This is a genomic window from Mesorhizobium sp. USDA 4413 (assembly GCF_056280365.1).
On sequence record NZ_JBVPRP010000001.1, the window covers coordinates 916,668 to 937,307 of the forward strand.

The window sequence follows — 20,640 nt, forward strand, 5'->3', positions numbered from 1 at the left end:
GAATCATCATCCATAATTCTGCATAATAGTCGGCATGCGCATCGATGAGATCAGCGTCTTCGTCAAGGTGCTGGAGGCGGGCAGTTTTGCCGGTGCTGCCCGAAGGCTCCGTATGCCCGCCAGCACAGTGAGCGCAAAGGTGGCGGCGCTGGAGCAGCGCCTCGGTGTCGGTCTGATCCAGCGTACGACCCGCAAGCTCCGCGTCACCCCTGCCGGCCAGGCCTATTTTGAGCGGTGCCGTGCCGGGCTTCGTGAGATCGAGGCAGCCGAAGCCGCGGTTACGTCAGGGACAAGAAGCCTGGACGGCCTGCTTCGGGTCACAGCGGCCGTCGATATCGCGCAAAGCCTGCTGCCACCCATCATCGGCGCGTTTCGCGAAACGTTCCCGATGGTGAAAATCGAGCTGATCGTCACGGACCGGATCGTCGACATGATCGCGGAAGGCGTCGATCTCGCCATCCGCGTCGGTCCGCTCCGCGATTCGAGCCTGGTGACCAGATCCTTCGTCACAGGACCGACGGGACTGTTCGCAAGCCAACACTATCTCGACAGACGCGGCGTCCCCGTTGACGTGGACGATCTCAAGCACCACGACCTGATCGGGTTCGGCAGGCCCTGGGCCCATCCTCTGCCCCTGTTGATGGGAAACCGGAAGATCAGCATTGATCTATCGGGCGACCTGACCTGCGATGACCTGCTAACGGTCAGAACCTTTGTCACCATGGGGCTCGGGATCGGGTTCCTGCCGGCCTTTTTCGCAGACCAACAACGGCTGGTGCGCGTTTTGCCGGCGCTGCATTCGTCCTTGGCGGGACTTTTTTTCGCCTATCCCGCTCAGAAGTTTGTGCCAGCGCGCGTCAAGCGGTTCATCACCTTCGCAGCAGCCAGTGTGAAACGCCTGCACCTGCATCCGTAACTTTGGCGTCGCACTGGATTGAATGGCCACGCCATTTTGACGGGCGGCAGTGCGGGAGCGGCGTGTCCATGCTTCGGCCGAGCCTCGCTCGGCAGCCAGGCCCGCCGGAGGAGCCGGAGTGCTGCGCGCCAAAAACCAATTGCAAAATACAATCAGTCGACCTAGTCTACACTGATTGCACAGCGCAATCAGATCGCGCGAATGCCATGTGAGGAACAGGCAATGGCCAAGCTTGTCTTCGGAATGAACCAGTCGCTGGACGGCTATGTCGATCACATGGCGTTCGGGCCGAGCCCCACGCTCTTCCGCCATTTCATCGAGGAGGCCGAGGGGCAGGCGGGCAGCATTTACGGTCGCCGCATTTACGAGGTCATGCGCTACTGGGACGAGGAGCATCCTGAATGGAATGCGGACGAACGGGCCTTCGCGGCCGCTTGGCGCAACCAGCCGAAATGGGTCGTCTCACGCTCGTTGCAGTCCGTCGGCCCCAATGCCACGCTTGTCGAGGGCGATCTCGGGGCCGCAATCCGGAAGCTGAAGGCCGAGCGCGACGGCGAGATCGAAGTCGCCGGCCCGGACTTGGCGCGAAGCCTCACCGAACTTGGCTTGATCGACGAGTATCGGATCTACCTGCACCCGGTGTGCTTGGTCACGGCAAGCCATATTTCGCCGGACCCCGGCCGCCGCTCCGCCTCATGGCGCATGATCGGATTGGCGAGGATGTGATCAGATTGTCCTACGCCCCCGCCTGATCTCGCGGCGTCCGCGCGCCACCGCCGGCTGAAAATTCGCAAGCGTCTCGGCTCGCCTGCGGCGCCGTTCGGGCCTGCACGAGCAGCCTGGGAAGCTGGGATGAGCAACGCGGCTTTTGAGAGGTAAGGTTGTGGTGGTGAAGACCCCCAACCCGCGCCTATGCCGTGTATGCCAGCGTCAGGATTCTGGGCGAGAGGGCGAAGCGCACCGTCAGCATGCGGCCGGCTGATGTGACCGCTTCGCCCGATTCGAAATCGACGCCGATGTCCTCGAAGCCCAGCACATGGCCGTCGAGCGGAAACGATGCCTTGTAGACCGCCTCCTTGGCGGCAAACAGGACCCGGCTGCCTATGCCGGCCTCGAGATCGCCCACGCGGTCTTGCGGCGTGGCCACGATTGCCTCCAGCTCCCGAGGCAAGGGCAGGGCGGGTTCGATGTCGACGCCCACGCTTCTCATGGCGCCGCTTTGCGCGGCGACCGCCACGGCGAACTCGTCGTCATGCGCTATCGAGCCGATGATGCCCGCGGGCCAGATCGGGTTTCCCAGTTGGCCGCGCGGCACGGCGGGATCCGCGCACCCAAGCCGCCGGAGCAATTCGTGCGCCACCAGGCGACCCGACCCGCTGGCGGCGCGCGCCCTGGGGTCGCGCGTGGCGATGGAGGCGTTTTCCGCCGGCAGGAGATAGCGCTCGTCTCCGACGCGAATAAGACGGCAGCCGGTGATCAGGCCGGGCGGTGCGAAGCCTGTCAATGCGCGCTCGACGGCCATCTCGATGTCCGGCCGGGCCCCTGTCGGTGGGGTGTTCAACGCCCTATCCGCCCAATTCGAGCACGGCGATCATCTCGCCGTCTTCATCCAGTCGCTGCTCCACGAAACCGAAGCCGGCGTAAAGCCGGCGCGCCGCCTCGTTTTCGAGCTCGTAGCAGATCGAGACGCCACGGACATGGCCAAGGCGCGCAATCTCTTCCAGCGCCTTGGCGATAGCGGCGCGGCCGAGGCCCTTGCCCTGCTCGCGCCGGTCGATCATGAAACGATAGATGATCGCTTCGTCATCGTCGTCGGGTGCGCTGTACATCAGGAATCCGACGACACGCCCCGCGGCGACCACGGCGCGCGGGATGGCCTCGTCATCCTGGCGAGCCTCGGCCAGCGAGTCCGCGTTGGAGGCGACAAAGCCTTGTTGTTCTGGCGCCAGCTCGAGCGCCAGTACCGCCGCCCGGTTGCCCTTGCCGACAGGCTCCAGGGCAACCGGCTGGTCACTCGTGCCGGCGGCGCGCGTCACGGGGCATGCCCGATTTCCATCGCGCGAGCATCGATCGGCGTCACGACGCCGTAAAGTTTCGCCGGATTGCCGCGCCAGACCGTGTTCGGCTCAAGGACTTCGCCCTTCATGACGAAGCAGTCGACGTCGGCCACGGACCCCTCGCCCATCACCACCGCGTAGTGAACGAAGGCGGAAGGCGCCAGCGTGCAACCATTGCCGATACGGATGTAATCGGACTTGAACGCGCCTTCCTCCAGCGAGTGCGGCTGGATCACGCAGCCCTCGTTGAGCGTCACGTCGTCGCCGATCTCCACCAGCGACCGCTCGGTTATGATGCAGCCCCCGTCATAGAGCCGCAACCCGACCTTCACACCCAGCAGGCGTAGGATGAGCGGCCGGAACGGGGTGCCGGTGAACAGCCGCATGATCGGTGAATCGGACAGCTTCCAGTGGCGTTCGTGCCGCCAGAAGACCGGATCGTAGATTGTCGCCATCCTGGGTTTCAGCCGGCGGAAGGCGAGGCTGGCGCGCTCGAGGAAGATATAGAACGGAATACCGATCGCCGTGGTCAGCACCACCGCGACGAACAGCGCCGTCTCCCCCCATTCGGTATAGTAGTTGAGCGCCCGGTCCCAGATCGCGAGCGTCAGGAACAGGATCACCCATTGCGCGGCCACGAACATCAGCGCGGTGACGAGATTGTGCAGGTTCTTCCGCGGCAGGCGGCGACTGCGCTCCTTGTCGGAAATCAATCCGAGAAGCTCCTTGTCGCGGTTGACCATGCGCGGAATTTCGAAGGGCGGCGAGCCCAGCAGCCCTACATTCTCGCGGATGGGACCGTCCACCGGCACGTGGACCTTGGTCCCGAGCAGGCAATTGTCGCCGGTGCGGGAATCCGGCGAATAGATGATGTTGTTGCCGAAGAAGTTGCGCTCGCCGACCCGTGTATGCTCGAGGCGGAAGGAGTTGGCCGACTTCTGCATGTTGACCATGAACAGACCGTCGGACACCATGGTTTTCGAGCCGATTTCGCTGAGCTGCGGATTCTCGTGCCGCTGGTTGGTGCCGAAATTCGAGCCGGTCTGATCCACCTTGTTCAGCCGCCAGCCCAGGGCGCGCAGATAATAGACGATGGCCGAGCTGTCGCCGAACAGCACGTTCAGCAGCCGCACGTTGCTCACCAGCTCGAGCATCGACTGCAGCCAATAATGGAAGCCGTAAAGCGAATAGTTCCGGCCGGGTTTCAGCATGAGGTTGAACAGGCGTGGCACGACGGTCGCCAGCAGCACCCCGCCGACGATGAAGCCCGCCACCGTGACCGTAGTGCCGATCGCCACCAGACCGATCGTCTCCTGATAGTCATCGCCGACATTTTCCCAATAGGTGTGAAAGAGCAGCGGGAAAGGCGTGACGATGGCGAAGAGAATGAAGAGCTGGATCGCCTCGTAGATGAACCGGCGCACTCTCGACAGCGGCACGTTGGGGACGGTGCAGTAGTCAGCCTCGGTCGGGATCGCCGGCGAGCCGTGCCTGCGCTCTCCCGCCGGAATGGTCTGCCCGCGATGCAGCGATGAAGCATGGCCGAGCTGGGCGCCGTCGCCGATGCGGGTGTCGATGTCCAGGGTCGAGCCGACACCGACGAAGGCATTGTTGCCGACATAGACCGGGCCGGTGTGGATATAGCCCGCCTGGGCTCGGAAGCCGAGGATCATCGATTCCTTGCGCAGGATCGAGTTGTCGCCGATCGTGATCAGGTCGGTGCAGACCGGAACGGCACGGCATTCGATGACGGTGCGTTCGCCAAGCCTGGCGCCGAGCAGGCGCAAATAGAGGCTGTAGAGCGGGCTGCCTCGGAACAGCACGACCGGAGCGCCGCGGACCAGTGTCTTCACGATCCAGAAGCGGTAATACCGCCAGCCCCAGATCGGGAATGTTTCGGCCTTCCAGCGGCCGACCAGCAGCCATTTGGCGGCGATGGCGAAGCCGCTTAATCCGAAGAACACGCCGGCGGACAAAACAACGCAACGCAGGTAAAGGGCGACCGGTTCGTCCAGAGCGTCATAGACCCAGTTGAGGCCGTCATTGATCGTCCAAAGCGCGACATAGCTGTAGACCGCGTAGAACAGCAACTGCCCGAATCCCGTTGCCCAAATGGCGAGATTGGAAGCCCGGTGCGTCAGCATGGGCTCGCTCGCGGCAATAGCGGCCGTTTGCGGCTCCCGCAGGTAATCGGAAAGCTTGGCGACCGTCGGATGCAGGTAGATGTCGCGCATCGAAGTTGTCGACCACTCCTTGCGGACGCGGATGCGGGCGCAGAACCTGGCCATCAAAAGAGAATTCGCGCCGAGATCGTCGAAGAAGTGATCCTCGATAGAGATATCGTCGAACTTCAGCACGTCCTGCAGCGCGTCCACGAGGAACTTCTCGTCCTCGTTGCGCGGGTCGACCATCGCATGGCCGGATGCGACACGCGCGCTGGTCGGTTTCGGCAATTTCCTCAGGTCGACCTTGTTGGAGACCGTCATCGGGATCGCGGGCAACTGCTCCAGATAGGCCGGAACCATGTAGTCCGGCAGCCGCCGCTTCAGCTCCTGCACGAGCGCGGTGCGATCCACCCCGTCGCCCCCGGCCTTGGGCGCATAGTAGCCGACAAGTTCCGTGCGCTCGGGTTCGATCTCCCACGTCGTGACCGCCGCCTGCGCGATGCCTGGCTGGTCCAGGAGCACGGCCTCGATCTCGCCCAGCTCGATGCGATAGCCGCGGATCTTCACCTGCGTGTCGATGCGGCCGTGATATTCGATCTCGCCCTTGTCGTTGATCCGGCCAAGGTCGCCCGTTCGGTAGATGCGGCCGCCGGGATTGTTCGGCAGCCCGATGAAATCCTGGATGAATTTCTGGTCCGTCAGTTCCGGACGGTTGAGATAGCCGACCGCCACGCCCATGCCGCCGATGCAGATTTCCCCCAGCTGGTCGCCGGTCAGCACCGTCGGCTTTTCCGGATCGAGGATGGCTATCGAATAGGTGGGCAGCGGCCTGCCGATCGTCACCGGCTCGTCCGGCGTCAGCAACGCCATGGTGGCGGTGACCGTGGCTTCGGTCGGGCCGTAGGTGTTCAGGATCTGGCGTCCAGGCTTCGCCCAACGCACCACGAGTTTATGCGAGCAGGCTTCGCCGCCGACCAGGATCGCGCGCAGGCTCGGCGCGTCGCTCTCGATCGACGACAAAAGGGTCGGGCTGCAGGCCATGCATGTGATCTGGTGTTCACGCAGGAAAGCGGCCAGTTCCTCGCCGACGAGGGGCTGCTGACCCGGGGCCGGCACGACCGTGGCGCCGGCGGTGAACGGCACCCAGATCTCCTCCGAGGAAAAGTCGAAGGCGATGGTCATGCCCTGATATACCCGGTCACCGGGTTGATAGCCGTAGGACGCCGCGGCGACGCGGATGAAGTTGCAGAAGCTCTGGTGGGTGATGACAACGCCCTTCGGCTTGCCGGTGGTGCCGGATGTATAGAGGATGTAGCAGGTTTGATCCTGGATGCCGTCCGGCAAGGGCGCTGTTTCCGGCTGGAGCGCGATTTCGGACTCCGCGGAGTCGATCGAGATATGCGGCACCGGCAGGCGCGCTACGCGCGCCGCATAGCCCGAGACGCTGATCACCAACGTGACATTGGCATCGTCGATGATCATCACCATGCGGTCTTCGGGAAACGCGGTGGCTAAAGGCACGAAGGCCGCTCCGGCCTTCATCACGGCCAGCACGGCGATGTAGGTCTCGGCGGAGCGGTCCAGCAAAAGGCCGATCCGGTCGCCCGGCTTGACGCCACGCTCGATCAAAAGATGGGCGAACTGATTGGCGCGGTTGTTCAGCTCGCGATACGACCAGGCACGGCCGCCGGAAATGACCGCGGGCGCGGCGTCGAAGCGGCTCGCCAGGTCGCCGAAGAACCGGTCGAGCCTTTCGTCCGGCTCGCCCTTCTGGATGAAATCGGGGCCGATCAGGATCTGCTCGCGCGCCGGCGCTGCGCTCGCTGCTTTTGCCTGGTGGAAGTTCTGCTTGGCGGGCTTGGTGGCTTCGGTGAGAGACATCAGAAAACCTCGCGGGCTCGTATCGCCCGCTACGTGATTGGTGAAAAGACAAAAACTAACGGCGTCCGGCCAGGCGCCCTTCTTCGCGGACGGTGAAATGATCCTGCCGAGGCGTTTGGGACTGGGGAACTGGCCGACTTCGAGCAGGCCTATGCTGCTGCACTGATGGCCGATCCGTGACGATCGCGCGACTTCACGATGATTTGATGAGGCAGCGCCTCACGCGGGGATCAAAGGGCTATAGGGCGGATGTCGGCATTCTCGACGCAGTACGCAACGTGGCGGAAATCGCGGATGCGCACGACCTCCTCACCGCGCCAGTCGATCAGCACGAAGCCGCGCACCGCATCGCCCGCCTGTGGGTTGCGGATCAGGATCGCCGGCTGGCCATCGAGGAAGCCGAGCGACAGCGCCCAGTCGCCGAGGCGGTCGTAATTGCCGAAATAGGTCGAGGCTTCCTTCTTGCCGATGAGGCGGACGCGATCGATGACGTCGACTCGGACATCCTCGGCGATCAGTCTCCTGACCCCGTCGAAATCGCGCGCGTTGAACAGGTCGACATAACGGCGCAGGCGGCGCTCCTCCTCCGGGTCGAGCTTGGGCATGGCGACGTCGTCGGTTCGGGCGGCCAGCGCCTTCAGCTCTGCCCGGCCGCGATGCAGCGCCGCCTTGGTTGCAGCCAAGGTCGCGCCCGTAACCTCGCACGTTTCGGAAAGGCTGAGGCCGAGCACGTCGGTCAGGACCACGGCGCTCCGCTGCGCCGGCGTGAGCTGCATGAACGTGCGCAGGCTTGTTGCCGCCGCAAGCCTCGCCTCGGCGTTGGCCGAGAGATCCTCCATTGTCGTCATATCGGCCTCGGTGTTGCGGGAGCGCTCCCGCTGGCGGCGGCGCAGATGATCCTGCGCCGCATTGTGGGCGATGCGGAACAGCCACTGCTCGGGCCGTTCGACGAGAGCGCCGCCGTCATATGCAGCAAGCGCCTTCACCACCGCCTCCTGCACGATGTCCTCGCCGTCGACGGTCGAGCCCGCCATACGGGCCGCATAGCGGTGCAGTTTCGGCCGCAGGCCGACAAGCATGGCTTCAAGTTGCGCGCGGCCGAACCCTGCCAAGCTCATCGTCCTCTTTCTCGTCTCGCCAACGCCACGCTGTGCCCTGCTCAGGCGGGCACGACCTCATCGGCCTTGGCCAGCATACGATAATTGCCGACGATCTTCGCCGGCGCCCTCACAAGGGGTGTTGAACGCCGCCCGCCGTGATTGGCGCCGAAGGCTTTGAAGGCGTCGAGTTCGGTCAGCGCCGAGCTGTCCTTGTCATAGCCGACAAGGTGGATGAATTCGCCGTTGTCGAGCTCAAGCACCAGGTAGCGCACCGATTGCGGCTGCGTTTTTATCAAGCGCCTCGAACACTTTCTCCACCAGCGCCCGGTTCTCGGTAATGCTGGTGTCCTTCACGCCGTAGCGGATGACATTGTACGTCATGGTCGTCTCCTGCTTGGGGGTTGCAGGAGAAAGACGTTCCGGATGGGCGAAAGGATTCGCGGGGCACAAAAAATGTTTCCGCTGAGGGCAGGGCAATCGCATACGAGTGGCGCCAGCACCCTGCAGATGTCGCCAAAGCAGGCAGAGGGGGCCTTGCGCGAGGAAGAACGGGCTGGCGGGACAGCGCCTCAAGCGGAGAGATTACCGCTCACCCGACCGCCTTCGCCGCAGCCCGTCCGGCGCTGCGCCCCGAAAAGATACAGCCGCCGAGGAAGGTGCCTTCCAGCGCCGCGTAGCCGTGCACGCCGCCGCCGCCGAAGCCGGCCGCTTCGCCCACCGCATAGAGCCCCGGCACCGGCTGGCCGGCGGCGTCGAGCACGCGGCTGTCGAGGTCGGTCTCAAGCCCGCCCAGTGTCTTGCGGGTGAGCACGTTGAGGCGCACCGCGATCAGCGGGCCGTTCGCCGGATCGAGCATCTTGTGCGGCTTGGCGGTGCGGATCAACCTGTCGCCGAGATAGGCGCGGGCGCCGCGCAGCGCCGTGACCTGCGCATCCTTCGAGAATGGATTGTCGAGCTGCATGTCGCGGGCGCGGATCTCGCGCTCGACCTGCGCCACCTCAAGCAGCGGCTCGCCGCCGGCCAGCGCGTTCATGCGCGCCACCAGCCTCGAAAGATCGGCCTCGACGATGAAATCCTCGCCCTTTTCCATGAAGGCTTTCACAGGGCCGGGAATGCCCGACGTGGCGCGGCCCAGCACCTGCCGCCAGCTCTTGCCGGTGAGGTCGGGGTTCTGCTCCGAGCCCGACAGCGCGAACTCCTTCTGGATGATCTTCCTGGTCAGGATGAACCAGGAATAATCGAAGCCGGTGCTCATGATGTGGCTGAGCGTGCCAAGCGTGTCGAAGCCCGGATAAAGCGGCACCGGCAGCCTTTTGCCGCGCGCGTCGAGCCAGAGCGAGGACGGGCCGGGCAGGATGCGGATCGCATGCTCGGTCCAGATCGGCGCCCAGTTCTTGATGCCCTCGACATAGTGCCACATGCGGTCGCGGTTGATCACCCTTCCCCCGGCAGCCTCGGTGATCGCCAGCATGCGGCCGTCGACATGGTCGGGAACGCCGGTGATCATGCGCTTCGGTGGCGTGCCCAGGCGCGACGGCCAGTTTTTGCGCACCAGCTCGTGATTGCCGCCGATGCCCCCGGACGCGACGATAACCGCCTGCGCGCGGAGCTCGAACGCGCCGGTCACGGCGCGCGAGCTCTTGCGGCCGCGTTCGACGCTGCTCGGCTCCAGCACATCGCCGCGCACGCCGGTGACGGCATCGCCGCTGCGGATGATCTCGTTGACCCGGTGGCGGAACTTGAACTGGACGAGCCCGCGCTTCTGTGCCTCGCGCACGCGCAGCACGAAAGGTTCGAGCACGCCGGGCCCGGTCCCCCATGTGATGTGGAAGCGCGGCACCGAATTGCCGTGGCCGACCGCGTTGCCGCCGCCGCGCTCGGCCCAGCCGACCACGGGAAAGAATTTCAGGTCCCGCTCGACCAGCCAGGCGCGTTTCTCGCCGGCGGCGAAGCCGACATAGGCTTCCGCCCATTGGCGCGGCCAGAAATCCTCAGGCCTGTCGAAGGCGGCCGTGCCCATCCAGTCTTCCAGCGCGAGGTCGTGCGAATCGCGGATGCGCATACGCCGCTGCTCCGGCGAATCGACCAGGAACAATCCGCCGAACGACCAGAAGGCCTGACCGCCCAGCGACTGCTCCGGCTCCTGGTCGACGATGATGATCTTCCTGCCGGCGTCAGCCAGCTCGGCCGCGGCGACGAGGCCCGCCAGCCCCGCACCGACAATGATCACGTCCGCGTCGTCAGCCATCTTTGTTTTCCCCCCAAAGCGTCGTTCCGACGGCGTCTCAGACGGCTTCCCAGCCGTCCTTCTCTCCGGCGCGGAAGATGGCGTCGATGACCTTCTGATTGAGCACCGATTCCTCCAGCGTGAAGACGCGGTCCTTGCCGCCCTGGGCGGCGCGCACGAAGGCTTCGCATTCCAGCCGGTATTGCTGCGTGCCGGGGAAGCGGAACACCTGTGCCTCGCTGTGGTTCTGGTTGTGCAGCTCGATGCGGTGGTGGTCGTAGAGCCCGGCATTGAACGGGGCGAACACCTCGATGAAACCTTTCTCGCCGTGGAACACCATCACCTGTCGCGCCGCCATCTGCGTCGAGAGATAGAAGGAGAGTTCGAAGTCACCGAAATCGGCGCGGATCGAGGAATAGATGTCGGTGCCGAAATTCTTGTCGCGCTCGATCGTCGCCTGCACGCGGAGCGGCTCCTTGCCGGTCGAAAAGCGCGTCGACACGGTCGGATAGACGCCGATGTCGGGCAGCGCGCCGCCGCCGAGGTCGAGCTGGTTGCGCATGTTCTTGGGATCGACATTGTAATAGGAGAACGCGCCCTGCACATGGCGCAGCCGGCCAATGGCGCCCTCGGCAATGAGGTCGCGCACCTTGATCCATTGCGGATGGTAGGTGACCATGAAGGCCTCGCAGACCAGCACCTTCTTCTCGTCGCGCAGCTTGATCAGCGGCGGGATGTCCTTGGCGTCGAGCGCCAGCGGTTTTTCCACCAGCACGTGCTTGCCGGCCTCGATCGCCTTCGCCGTCCATTCGACATGCTGGGAGGTGGGCAGCGGAATGTAGACGCCGTCGACCTCCTTCGACGCAAGCAGCTCCTCATAGGAGCCGAAGGCATGGCGGGCGCCGAAACGCTCGCCCAGAGCCTTGGCCTTCGACAGGTCGCGGCTGGCGATCGCCGACAGCACTCCGTTCTCCGATTCCACGATTGCCGGCAAAAGCTGCTCGCGGCCGATCTTCGCCGTCGACAGAACACCCCATCGGAACATCACGCTTCTCCATATCGGTTATCTCGATGGAGGTGTGCCCCAATTCCGGAGAAAAGCCAATGTACGCCAGTTCCTCGCCCCACGCAGTGGGGAGAGGTGGCCCGGCGAAGCCTGGACGGAGAGGGGTCTTCGTAGGAGGGCTGACCTGGTCGACTCTGACGCCTTGAGCCTCAGTTATGGCGGGCTAAGCTTTACTTTCAAAGACTCCGCCGTCGCGAGCGTCGCCCCCCGCTCCGTCTCGGGCTTCGCCCGAGCCACCTCTCCCCCGGCTTTGCCGGGGGCGAGGAAAGGCGCTGTGCTCAGCCCCTTCTGCCCGTCAGCGTCATGTCGAAATCGACGACGTTCGAATAGAGCGGCGTGCCGACATCCATGCCGTAGCGCGACCTGAGCACCTTGCCCGTGACGTGAAACTTGATGGTCCCGCCCGTCAGCCCGCCGAGCTCGGCCTCGAATTTCTCCGGAAACGTCTTGCCGCGCGCCGTCAGCCGACCGGTCACCACGGCCGTCGTGTCGCCGGTGCGCGTCACGTTGGTGGAGCGGAACTGGATTTCCGGATTGTTGGCCGCGTCGAACACCGCGTCGGAGCGCAGGAAGGCGTCGATGCGGCCCTGCCCGGTGCCGACGCTTTCGGGATAGATGGTGAGGTCGACCTTCGAGCGGCCGACATCGCCACTGTCGATACGGATCGTGCCCTTGAAGCGGCCGAAGGCGCCGTCGAAGCCGCCGCCGCCGGCCTTGCCGATGGTGAAGCGGATCGAGGAGCCCGACGGGCTGATCGTGTAGCTGCCGGCGGCGTCGCTGAGCGCCACCGCGGCAACGGCAGGCACGGCAAGGCAAGCGGCAAAAGCCGCCAATCCGAGGATGCGCGTGTTCATGGGTTTCTTCCTTCCGCAGATACGCCTTTTCTGCGTTCTCGCGCCACCAACGAATGATGGCGCGGTTCTATTCCCTACCTGACGAAGGGCGTGATCATGCGCGTCAGCACCGTGTCGCGCAGCAGGAAATGATGGCGCAGTGCCGCCGCGATGTGCAGCGCCACCAGCGCGATGCCGGCATAGGCGAGATACCAATGCGCGGAAGTCCAGAACCCTTCCGCGGCGTCGGATTCGGTTAGCGGCAGATCGGGCACCACGAAGAGGTTGAACGGCATGGTAGGAATTTCCAGCGTCGACACCGAGACCAGGGCCCACCCGGATAGGGGCAGTGCGATCTGGAAGGCATAGAGCGCGAAATGCGCCAGCGGCGCGGTCTTGCGCTCCAGCGCTCCGACCGAAGGCGGCAGCGCCGGCGCGGCATTGCCGAGCCGCCAGGCGATGCGCAGGATGACCAGGCCGAGCAGCAGGAAGCCGAAGGATTTGTGCAACTGGATCAGCTCGAAGGATGTCCGCTGGCTTGTCGTGCGCATCATGACGACGCCGAGCGCGAACTGGCCGATGAAGATGATGCCGATCAGCCAGTGGAGGAGGATCATCGCCCAGCCATAGCGGGTGGGGGTGTTGGTGAGGGATTGCATGGGAGGCGAACGAAGCCGGCGCAGGCTTTCTTCCGGGAGCATTACCCTCACCAAAGGGGGAGGGTGGGGCTCACCCACTCACCTTGAAGAAATCCACGAACGCCCGGAGCGCCGGCCGCATCTGGCGGCGGCTCGGATAATAGACGAAGAAGCCGTCGAAGGACGGGCACCAGTCCTCCAGCACGCGGATCAGCCTGCCGTCGGCGAGCGGCGCCCGCACATAGGGTTCGAAGACGAAGGCGAGACCGGCGCCGTCGACCGCCGCCTGGGCGATCAGATGATCCTCGTCCAGGATCAGCGGTCCTTGCGCCGCGATCTCGATTTCCTCGCCGTCCTTCTCGAACTCCCAGCGATAAAGGATGCCGCTGGAGAAACGGAAGCGGATGCAGCGATGGCCGGCAAGGTCGCGCGGATGGCGCGGCTTCGGCATGGAGGCGAAACAGGATGGCGCGCCGACCACCGCACCGCGGATGTCTGGCCCGATGCGCACCGCGATCATGTCGCGCTGCAGGCTTTCGCCGAGCCGGACGCCGGCGTCGAAGCCGCCTTCGACCACATCGGTGAAACGATCCTCGATGACGATCTCCAGCACGATGTCGGGATAGGCGGCGGCAAAGGCGCCGAGCCGCGGCGTCAGCACCAGATGCGCGGCGGTGCGCGGCACGCTGAGCCTGAGATTCCCCGCCGGCCGGTCGCGCGCCTCGACAGCCGTCTCCAGCGCGAGATCGATCTCCGACAGCGCCGGCCGCAGCCGTTCGAGCAACTGCGCGCCTTCTTCGGTCGGCGCGACGCTGCGTGTGCTGCGGGCGAGCAGCCGCACGCCGAGCCGCGCCTCCAGGCTGGACACCGCATGGCTCACCGCCGAAGGGGCGATGCCGAGCTCGCGGGCGGCGCCGCGGAAGCTGGCGCATTGGGCAACGGTGGCAAGCACCGCGAGCTGGGAAAGGTTCGTCCGGTTCATTGTTCTATTTTATAGAGCAAGCCGTGCAAAAGAGACAGAATTATCGAACGTACTGACAGCCGCTATCTCATGCCCATCGCAACAAGGAGATGCGCCATGAAAACCCGCAAACTTGGAACTGAACTCGAAGTCTTCCCCGTCGGCCTTGGCTGTATGGGCATGAGCTTCGGCTATGGCGGCCAGCCGGAGGCGGAGGCGATCGCCACGCTGCGCCGCGCCGTCGAGATCGGCGTCACCTTCTTCGACACGGCCGAAGTCTATGGCCCCTTCGAGAACGAGATCCTGCTCGGCAAGGCGCTGAAGCCGGTGCGTGACAAGGTCACACTCGCCACCAAATTCGGCTTCAAGATTTCCGAGCACGGCTCGGGCACCGACCGCATGGTCGGCGTCGACAGCCGTCCCGAGCACGTCAAGGCGGTGGCGGAAGCCTCATTGAAGCGGCTCGATACCGACGTGATCGACCTCTATTACCAGCACCGCGTCGACCCCAACGTGCCGATCGAGGACACGGTCGGCGCCATGGCCGAGCTGGTGCGCGAAGGCAAGGTGCGGGCGCTCGGCCTGTCGGAGGTGAGTGCAGCCACGCTGCGCCGGGCGCATGCCGTGCACCCGATCGCCGCCGTGCAAAGCGAATATTCGCTGTGGAGCCGCGATCCCGAGGACGAGGTCTTCGCCGTCTGCCGCGAGCTCGGCATCGGATTTGTCCCCTACAGCCCGCTCGGCCGCGGCCTGCTCACCGGCACGATCGCGAAGCCGGACGCGCTCGGCGCCGGCGATTGGCGCCTGACCCTGCCGCGCTTCCAGGCCGAGGCGATGGCAGCCAACAACGCCGTCATCGCGGTGCTGGAGAAAATGGCGGCCGGGAAGGGCGTGACGCCGGCGCAACTGGCGCTCGCCTGGGTGCTGCACCAGGGCGATTTCATCGTGCCGATCCCGGGGGCGCGGAAGATACGCCACCTGGAGCAGAACACGGCGGCGGCAGAGATTGAGCTGACGGCAGCCGAGGTTGCAGCGATCGGCGACGCACTGTCGCCCGGCAAGGTGGTCGGCAAGCGCTATACGGAGGAGTTGCTGGCGCTGGTGAATGGGTAAAGGTGGAGGGGCGCTTCGGCGCCCCTTTTGCCGACTCCTCTTATCTCTTCGGTCCTACCAAGGCAACACACTAATCTCCGGCCAGTACTCCCTGGCACGCTTCCCCTTCGCCTCATGCGTCCGCTGATTGTCCAGCGCCCGGTTCGGCGTGATGCGAAACGAAAAAACATCATCCAGCCCGAACGGCGCCACCAGCTCCAGCTCGCCGCTCTCGGCGTACCGCACCCCGACCGCATGCGTCTTCGACGCGAAATAGCTCACCGACTCGCTCGCGCTCGCGTATCGCGGGCACTCCTGGCCGAACTTTTGTGGATACCACAGATGCACCCGCGCCTGGTTGCGCACCTCGACCGGCAGCGGCAGCCCGTCAAAATGCGCCGCCGCCCGGCGGATCACCGCATCCTCCGCTTCATAGGAGAGGTCGGCATCGTCGAAATAGAACAGGTCGACATCCTTGATGCCGTAGCCCGGCGGCTTGCCGGTCAGATGGTTCCAGACGCTGTTGTAGAGCGCACCGGACACCACCAGCCAATCCGGCAGAGCGAGCTGGCGCACGCGCGCCAGCGTGTCGGCCAACAGCGGGTCGGCCGCGACGATGGCGAGGAAGGCCGCGCGTTGCTCTTCGAAGGGAAGGCCGGAGTAGCGGAGATGGTGCATCGCCCTTTGGAAGGCGATTCGCCCTGTTCCGGCAATCCCAAGAAAGCGTTACGCCCTCAGCACGCCGCCGGTCTGCTTGTTGACGTTCTCGACAATGCGTTTTGCGAGCGCCTCGAAATCCTCGTCGGTCAGCGTCTTTTCGACCGGCTGGATCGAGACCTCGATGGCGATCGATTTCTTGGCGGCACCGAGCGAAGCGCCTTCGAAGACGTCGAACACCGAAACGCCGGTGACCAGCTTCTTGTCGGCGGCCAAAGCTGCCCGCACCAGCGTGCCGGCTTCCACAGTCCTGTCGACGACGAAGGCGAAGTCGCGCTTCACCGCCTGGAACGGCGAAAGTTCGAGCTTCGGCTTGGTGCGCGTCGGCTTGGCCTTCGGCTCCGGCACGGCGTCGACGAACACCTCAAAGCCGCAGAGCGGACCGGAGGCGTCGAGCGTTTCCAGCGTCTTCGGATGGAACTCGCCGAACGTGCCGAGCACCGTCTTCGGGCCGAGCTTGATCGTACCGGAGCGCCCGGGGTGATACCAGGCCGGCCCGCCGGGCTCGATCTGCAGCCGGTCGACCGGCGCCCCGCAGGCTTCGAGCGCCGCGATCGCGTCCGCCTTGGCGTCGAACACGCCGACCGGCCCGGCATTGCCGGCCCAACTGCGGCCCGAGCCGTCGAGCTTGGCGGTGCCGCGCCTGACACCAGCGGCCACGCGCCGCTGCTGTTCCGGCGTGTCACCTTCATAAGTGCCGGAGACCTCGAACAGCGCCACATCGCCGATACCGCGGTCGGCATTGCGCTGCGCGGCCGCGATCAGCCCGGGCAGCAACGAAGGCCGCATGTCGGACATGTCGGCGGCGATCGGGTTGGCGAGTTTCAGGCCGTTCTGGCCGCCGCCGAACAGCTCGGCATGCTTGGCCGGGATGAACGACCAGGTCACGGCCTCCATCATGCCGCGCACGGCCAGCGCGCGCTTGGCCGAACGGGTGCGCACCTGCAGCGTGGTCAGGATCTTGCCGTTGACGGCGTCATGCGAGGTCAGCGGCTGCGGCGCGATGTTGTCGACGCCGTGGATGCGCATCACCTCCTCGACCAGATCGGCCTTGCCGTCGACATCCGGCCGCCAGGACGGCACCTTCACCTTGACCACGTCGCCAGAGCCCTGCGGCTCGAAGCCGAGCCGGGTCAGGATGTCCAACGCCTCGGCCCTGGGCACCTCGATGCCGGTCAGCCGCTTCACTTCCGACAGCGGGAAGGTGACGACCTTCGGCTTGTGGCCGGCATAACAGGCAACCTCGATTTCAGAAGGCGTGCCGCCGCAGAATTCGAGCACCAGCTTGGTCGCGAGCTCTATGCCCGGCACCATGAATTCCGGGTCGACGCCGCGCTCGAAGCGATAGCGCGCGTCGCTGATGATGCCGAGCGCGCGGCCGGTGCGGGCCGTGGTGATCGGGTCCCAGAGCGCCGATTCGATCAGCACGTCGGTGGTGTTTTCGTCGCAGCCCGAATGCTCGCCGCCCATGATGCCGGCGATCGATTCGACGCCATTATCGTCGGCGATCACGCACATTTCCGGCGTCAGCGTGTATTCGCGGCCGTCGAGCGCCAGCACCGTCTCGCCTTCCTTGGCGCGCCGCACCACCAGGTTGCCGGCGACTTTTTTCGCGTCGAAGACATGCAGCGGGCGGCCGCGGTCGAAGGTGACGTAATTGGTGATGTCGACCAGCGCGCTGATCGGCCGAAGCCCGATGGCGATCAGCCGCTGCTGCAGCCATTTCGGCGACGGTCCGTTCTTGACGCCCTTCACCAATGTCAGCGCGAAGCCCGGGCAGAGCTCCGGCGCCTCGATCGTGACCTTGACCGGGCACAGCCCGTCGCCGGCATGCGGCATGATCCCGCCGCCGGTGAGGCGGCCAAGCCCGCTCGCCGCGAGATCGCGCGCGATGCCGTAGACGCTGGTCGCGTCCGGCCGGTTCGGCGTCAAATTGATCTCGATGACCGGATCGTCGAGATGCGCGTAGGCCGCGAAGCTGGTGCCGACCGGCGCGTCCTCGGGCAAATCGATGATGCCGTTATGCTCGTCGGAGATTTCCAACTCGCGCTCGGAGCACATCATGCCGTGGCTTTCGACGCCGCGAATCTTGCCGACCGAAAGCGTCACGTCGATGCCGGGAATGTAGGTGCCGGGCGCCGCAAAAGCGCCGATCAGGCCCGCGCGGGCGTTGGGCGCCCCGCACACCACCTGGACCGGCGGCTTGCCGTCGCCGGTGTCGACGGTGAGCACCCGCAGCCGATCGGCGTCGGGATGCTGCACCGCCGTCAGCACCTTGGCGATGACGAAGGGCTTCAGGCCGGACTTGTCGTCGACATGCTCGACTTCGAGGCCGATCGCGGTCAGCCGCTCGACGATCTCGGCAAGCGAGGCGTCGGTCTCGAGATGGTCCTTGAGCCAGGAGAGGGTGAATTTCATGACTGTGTTCCGTCGGGTCTTTGTTCTTCGGGCCGGGCTACGCTGGTCTTCAGATGTCTGGGCAGATCGTCCGGCATGTGCAGGAAGGGCAGTTGCTCACGCACATAGGCATGCAGCGTCGGCTTGAAATAAGCCGGCATGTCCATGGCGCCGAGCATGAAATAGATCCGGTTGTCGAGCCGCCGGTCGGTATAGGCGATCGGCGAGCCGCAGATGCCGCAGAAGGACCGCTCCACCGGGCCGTTGCGGTAGCTTTTCAGCGATTTGCCGTTGAGCGCGACTTGGTCGGCCATGAAGCCGACAAAGGCCGACACCGGCGCGCCGCTGGCCCGCCGGCAATCGCCGCAATGGCAATAGCTGATGTGATGCGGTTCGGCTGACGCCTCGAACCGCACCGCGCCGCAACGGCAACCGCCGGTGTGAGGTGCCGTCATGCAGAGAGGCCTCCGAACAGCGTCGGCAGGTCGAGCGGCCGGAAGCCGTAATGCGACAGCCAGCGCACGTCGGCGTCGAAGAAGGCGCGCAGGTCCGGCATGCCGTATTTCAGCATGGCGATGCGGTCGATGCCCATGCCCCAGGCAAAGCCCTGATATTCGTCGGGATCGAGCCCGCCGGCGCGCAGCACGTTCGGGTGCACCATGCCGCAGCCAAGGATCTCCATCCAGTCGGAGCCTTCGCCGAAGCGCACTTCGCCCGGACGCGAGCGGTCGCACTGGATGTCGACCTCAAGGCTGGGCTCCGTGAATGGGAAGAAGGACGGCCGGAAGCGCATCTTGACCGACGGCACCTCGAAGAAGGCCTTGCAGAACTCCTCCAGCACCCACTTCATGTTGGCGACATTGGCTGACTTGTCGACCACCAGCCCCTCGACCTGATGGAACATCGGGGAGTGCGTGGCGTCGGAATCCTGCCGATAGGTCTTGCCGGGGATGACGATGCGGATCGGCGGCTTCTGCCGCTCCATGGTGCGGATCTGCACAGGCGAGGTGTGCGTGCGCAACAGCTTGCGCTCGCCCTTCTCATCCGGCTGGAAGAAGAAGGTGTCATGCATCTCGCGCGCCGGATGCCCCTCGGGGAAGTTCAGCGCCGTGAAATTGTAATAGTCGGTCTCGATGTCCGGCCCTTCGGCGATCGAGAAGCCAAGATCGCCGAAGATCGCCGCGATCTCGTCGATCACCTGGCTGATCGGGTGGATGCGGCCGCGCTCGGCCGGCGACTGGCGAACGGGGAGCGTGACATCGACTTTCTCGGCGGCGAGCCGGGCGGCGATCGCAATATCCTTCAGTTCCGCCTTGCGCTGGGTGAGCGCTTCGGTGATGCGGATTTTCAAGCCGTTGATCGCCGGGCCCCTCACCTGCCGCTCCTCGGCGCTCATCGTGCCCAGCGTCTTCAGCATCTCGGAGACCGAGCCCTTCTTGCCCAGCGCCGAGAGGCGCACCGCCTCGATCGCCGGTTCGTCGGCCGCGGCCGCGATGTCGGCCATCAGCGAAGCTTCAAGGGTTTCAAGATTTCCAGCGGTGGCGTTCACGGCGAAACTCTCTCGATTGGAGACCGGCATTCAGCTTGCGTGACCGTTTTGGTAACGCGGGTGCCAGTTTGGTTACAGCGGGCATAAGAAAAAACCCGCGCTAGCAGCCCTGCCAGCGCGGGTTTCCCATCAGAATTGCGAATGCCTGGGAAGCGCTGGCTTAGGCGACAGCGCTCTCAAAAGCGTTCGGCGTGGTGTTCTTCAGATATTCGAGCGCGACCTTGGCCTTAGCGACCAGGGCGGCGAAAGCCTGCGGCTCGTGGATGGCCATGTCCGAAAGGATCTTGCGGTCGATCTCGATGCCGGCCTTGTTGAGGCCGTCGATGAACCGGCCATAGGTCAGGCCGTGCTCATGCGCCGCTGCGTTGATGCGCTGGATCCAAAGCGCACGGAACGAGCGCTTGCGGTTCTTGCGGTCGCGGTAGGCATACTGAAGCGACTTCTCAACCGCCTGCTTGGCGATGCGGATGGTGTTCTTGCGACGGCCGTAGAAACCCTTGGCGGCTTTCAGGACCTTCTTGTGCTTGGCGTGGGCGGTGACGCCTCTCTTTACGCGTGCCATGTCATGATCTCCTTAAACGTTGTCCAGTCCGAGGCGATTAGAGGCCGTTCGGCAGAAAATTCTTGATGACCTTCTTGCCGTCCGGTTCAGCCAGAACCATCGTGCCGCGGGCATCGCGAATGAACTTGTTGGAACGCTTGATCATGCCGTGGCGCTTGCCGGCGGCAGCCGACAGCACCTTGCCGGTGGCAGTAATCTTGAACCGCTTCTTGGCGGCCGATTTGGTCTTCATCTTGGGCATTTTGCTACTCCGTATTGGTGGCGCACCATCGCGCTTCTTGTCTCGCTTCGGGCCGACCAAAGCCCGAAAAGCAAATGAAACCGCCACGGCATGCCCTGCCGGGCGGTTTTCGTCTTTTGCTCTGCGTATCGTGCTTTCCGTAAATCGGAGACGATTTCCGGGCCGATACGCGGAACGGCGGTCCTATAGATCAAAGATGGCTTGTGCGCAACACCTCAAGCCGTGCGACGCTGTGTCC

The 20,640-nt window shown here is 64.7% G+C and carries 19 protein-coding genes and 1 pseudogene; 3 read left to right on the forward strand and 17 right to left on the reverse strand.

Annotation, left to right across the window (positions count from 1 at the left end):
- The first annotated feature begins 34 nt into the window (after window positions 1–34).
- Both ACVMIM_RS04695 and ACVMIM_RS04700 read left to right on the forward strand, forming a co-directional pair.
- Window positions 35–916 (forward strand): LysR family transcriptional regulator, encoded by an 882-nt coding sequence (locus ACVMIM_RS04695; RefSeq protein ID WP_476110768.1) that lies wholly within the window; start codon window positions 35–37, stop codon window positions 914–916.
- 222 nt (window positions 917–1,138) lie between these two features.
- Window positions 1,139–1,668: pseudogene (locus tag ACVMIM_RS04700) on the forward strand (dihydrofolate reductase family protein).
- A 158-nt stretch (window positions 1,669–1,826) separates the two neighbouring features.
- Here the strand turns inward: ACVMIM_RS04700 and ACVMIM_RS04705 are convergent.
- The 11 genes from ACVMIM_RS04705 to ACVMIM_RS04755 form a co-directional block, all read right to left on the reverse strand.
- Window positions 1,827–2,438: a 4'-phosphopantetheinyl transferase family protein gene (locus ACVMIM_RS04705; protein WP_476110770.1), complete on the reverse strand. Its 612-nt coding sequence runs from the start codon at window positions 2,436–2,438 to the stop codon at window positions 1,827–1,829.
- 43 nt (window positions 2,439–2,481) lie between these two features.
- Window positions 2,482–2,952, reverse strand: a complete 471-nt coding sequence (locus tag ACVMIM_RS04710) for a GNAT family N-acetyltransferase (RefSeq protein ID WP_476110772.1) — start codon at window positions 2,950–2,952, stop codon at window positions 2,482–2,484.
- Complete coding sequence (locus tag ACVMIM_RS04715) at window positions 2,949–7,019, reverse strand: Pls/PosA family non-ribosomal peptide synthetase (RefSeq protein WP_476110773.1); 4,071 nt, start codon at window positions 7,017–7,019, stop codon at window positions 2,949–2,951. The genes ACVMIM_RS04710 and ACVMIM_RS04715 overlap by 4 nt, the downstream gene beginning before the upstream one ends.
- A gap of 230 nt (window positions 7,020–7,249) precedes the next feature.
- The gene (locus tag ACVMIM_RS04720; RefSeq protein WP_476110775.1) at window positions 7,250–8,137 is read right to left on the reverse strand and encodes an RNA polymerase sigma factor; all 888 of its coding nucleotides are present in this window, start codon (window positions 8,135–8,137) and stop codon (window positions 7,250–7,252) included.
- A gap of 41 nt (window positions 8,138–8,178) precedes the next feature.
- A complete protein-coding gene (locus tag ACVMIM_RS04725) occupies window positions 8,179–8,379 on the reverse strand; it encodes a hypothetical protein (RefSeq protein WP_476110777.1) in 201 nt (66 codons plus the stop codon).
- Window positions 8,372–8,500: a hypothetical protein gene (locus tag ACVMIM_RS04730; protein ID WP_476110779.1), complete on the reverse strand. Its 129-nt coding sequence runs from the start codon at window positions 8,498–8,500 to the stop codon at window positions 8,372–8,374. The genes ACVMIM_RS04725 and ACVMIM_RS04730 overlap by 8 nt, the downstream gene beginning before the upstream one ends.
- 208 nt (window positions 8,501–8,708) lie before the next feature.
- Window positions 8,709–10,367 (reverse strand): FAD-binding dehydrogenase, encoded by a 1,659-nt coding sequence (locus ACVMIM_RS04735; RefSeq protein ID WP_476110781.1) that lies wholly within the window; start codon window positions 10,365–10,367, stop codon window positions 8,709–8,711.
- Window positions 10,368–10,404: 37 nt separating this feature from the next.
- A complete protein-coding gene (locus ACVMIM_RS04740) occupies window positions 10,405–11,391 on the reverse strand; it encodes a Gfo/Idh/MocA family protein (RefSeq protein WP_476110783.1) in 987 nt (328 codons plus the stop codon).
- Window positions 11,392–11,690: 299 nt separating this feature from the next.
- A complete protein-coding gene (locus tag ACVMIM_RS04745; RefSeq protein WP_278051194.1) occupies window positions 11,691–12,266 on the reverse strand; it encodes a YceI family protein in 576 nt (191 codons plus the stop codon).
- Between the two features lie 74 nt (window positions 12,267–12,340).
- A complete protein-coding gene (locus tag ACVMIM_RS04750; RefSeq protein ID WP_476110785.1) occupies window positions 12,341–12,904 on the reverse strand; it encodes a cytochrome b in 564 nt (187 codons plus the stop codon).
- A gap of 70 nt (window positions 12,905–12,974) precedes the next feature.
- Window positions 12,975–13,865 (reverse strand): LysR family transcriptional regulator, encoded by an 891-nt coding sequence (locus tag ACVMIM_RS04755; RefSeq protein ID WP_476110787.1) that lies wholly within the window; start codon window positions 13,863–13,865, stop codon window positions 12,975–12,977.
- Between the two features lie 96 nt (window positions 13,866–13,961).
- Here ACVMIM_RS04755 and ACVMIM_RS04760 point away from each other — a divergent pair, with 96 nt between their 5' ends.
- A complete protein-coding gene (locus ACVMIM_RS04760; RefSeq protein WP_476110789.1) occupies window positions 13,962–14,957 on the forward strand; it encodes an aldo/keto reductase in 996 nt (331 codons plus the stop codon).
- A 54-nt stretch (window positions 14,958–15,011) separates the two neighbouring features.
- Here ACVMIM_RS04760 and ACVMIM_RS04765 read toward each other — a convergent pair whose 3' ends face one another.
- From ACVMIM_RS04765 to rpmI, 6 genes are all read right to left on the reverse strand, one after another.
- Complete coding sequence (locus tag ACVMIM_RS04765; protein ID WP_476110791.1) at window positions 15,012–15,614, reverse strand: nucleotidyltransferase family protein; 603 nt, start codon at window positions 15,612–15,614, stop codon at window positions 15,012–15,014.
- Window positions 15,615–15,662: 48 nt separating this feature from the next.
- The gene (gene pheT / locus ACVMIM_RS04770; RefSeq protein ID WP_476110792.1) at window positions 15,663–18,071 is read right to left on the reverse strand and encodes a phenylalanine--tRNA ligase subunit beta; all 2,409 of its coding nucleotides are present in this window, start codon (window positions 18,069–18,071) and stop codon (window positions 15,663–15,665) included.
- Complete coding sequence (locus ACVMIM_RS04775; RefSeq protein ID WP_476110794.1) at window positions 18,068–18,505, reverse strand: GFA family protein; 438 nt, start codon at window positions 18,503–18,505, stop codon at window positions 18,068–18,070. Before ACVMIM_RS04775 ends, pheT begins: the two co-directional genes overlap by 4 nt.
- Window positions 18,502–19,554: a phenylalanine--tRNA ligase subunit alpha gene (gene pheS / locus ACVMIM_RS04780; protein ID WP_041000057.1), complete on the reverse strand. Its 1,053-nt coding sequence runs from the start codon at window positions 19,552–19,554 to the stop codon at window positions 18,502–18,504. The genes ACVMIM_RS04775 and pheS overlap by 4 nt, the downstream gene beginning before the upstream one ends.
- Window positions 19,555–19,759: 205 nt before the next feature.
- A complete protein-coding gene (gene rplT / locus ACVMIM_RS04785) occupies window positions 19,760–20,161 on the reverse strand; it encodes a 50S ribosomal protein L20 (protein WP_041000056.1) in 402 nt (133 codons plus the stop codon).
- Window positions 20,162–20,198: 37 nt separating this feature from the next.
- Window positions 20,199–20,402 (reverse strand): 50S ribosomal protein L35, encoded by a 204-nt coding sequence (gene rpmI, locus ACVMIM_RS04790; protein ID WP_027166935.1) that lies wholly within the window; start codon window positions 20,400–20,402, stop codon window positions 20,199–20,201.
- Between the last annotated feature and the right edge of the window lie 238 nt (window positions 20,403–20,640).

Excerpts from the sequence above, each read along its gene's own strand:
- ACVMIM_RS04695 (WP_476110768.1), top strand. The coding sequence starts at position 35 with ATGCGCATCGATGAGATCAGCGTCTTCGTCAAGGTGCTGGAGGCGGGC.
- ACVMIM_RS04705 (WP_476110770.1), bottom strand. The coding sequence starts at position 2,438 with ATGGCCGTCGAGCGCGCATTGACAGGCTTCGCACCGCCCGGCCTGATC.
- ACVMIM_RS04715 (WP_476110773.1), bottom strand. The coding sequence starts at position 7,019 with ATGTCTCTCACCGAAGCCACCAAGCCCGCCAAGCAGAACTTCCACCAG.
- ACVMIM_RS04720 (WP_476110775.1), bottom strand. The coding sequence starts at position 8,137 with ATGAGCTTGGCAGGGTTCGGCCGCGCGCAACTTGAAGCCATGCTTGTC.
- ACVMIM_RS04730 (WP_476110779.1), bottom strand. The coding sequence starts at position 8,500 with ATGACGTACAATGTCATCCGCTACGGCGTGAAGGACACCAGCATTACC.
- ACVMIM_RS04735 (WP_476110781.1), bottom strand. The coding sequence starts at position 10,367 with ATGGCTGACGACGCGGACGTGATCATTGTCGGTGCGGGGCTGGCGGGC.
- ACVMIM_RS04740 (WP_476110783.1), bottom strand. The coding sequence starts at position 11,391 with ATGTTCCGATGGGGTGTTCTGTCGACGGCGAAGATCGGCCGCGAGCAG.
- ACVMIM_RS04745 (WP_278051194.1), bottom strand. The coding sequence starts at position 12,266 with ATGAACACGCGCATCCTCGGATTGGCGGCTTTTGCCGCTTGCCTTGCC.
- ACVMIM_RS04750 (WP_476110785.1), bottom strand. The coding sequence starts at position 12,904 with ATGCAATCCCTCACCAACACCCCCACCCGCTATGGCTGGGCGATGATC.
- ACVMIM_RS04755 (WP_476110787.1), bottom strand. The coding sequence starts at position 13,865 with ATGAACCGGACGAACCTTTCCCAGCTCGCGGTGCTTGCCACCGTTGCC.
- ACVMIM_RS04760 (WP_476110789.1), top strand. The coding sequence starts at position 13,962 with ATGAAAACCCGCAAACTTGGAACTGAACTCGAAGTCTTCCCCGTCGGC.
- ACVMIM_RS04765 (WP_476110791.1), bottom strand. The coding sequence starts at position 15,614 with ATGCACCATCTCCGCTACTCCGGCCTTCCCTTCGAAGAGCAACGCGCG.
- pheT (WP_476110792.1), bottom strand. The coding sequence starts at position 18,071 with ATGAAATTCACCCTCTCCTGGCTCAAGGACCATCTCGAGACCGACGCC.
- ACVMIM_RS04775 (WP_476110794.1), bottom strand. The coding sequence starts at position 18,505 with ATGACGGCACCTCACACCGGCGGTTGCCGTTGCGGCGCGGTGCGGTTC.
- pheS (WP_041000057.1), bottom strand. The coding sequence starts at position 19,554 with ATGGCCGACATCGCGGCCGCGGCCGACGAACCGGCGATCGAGGCGGTG.
- rplT (WP_041000056.1), bottom strand. The coding sequence starts at position 20,161 with ATGGCACGCGTAAAGAGAGGCGTCACCGCCCACGCCAAGCACAAGAAG.
- rpmI (WP_027166935.1), bottom strand. The coding sequence starts at position 20,402 with ATGCCCAAGATGAAGACCAAATCGGCCGCCAAGAAGCGGTTCAAGATT.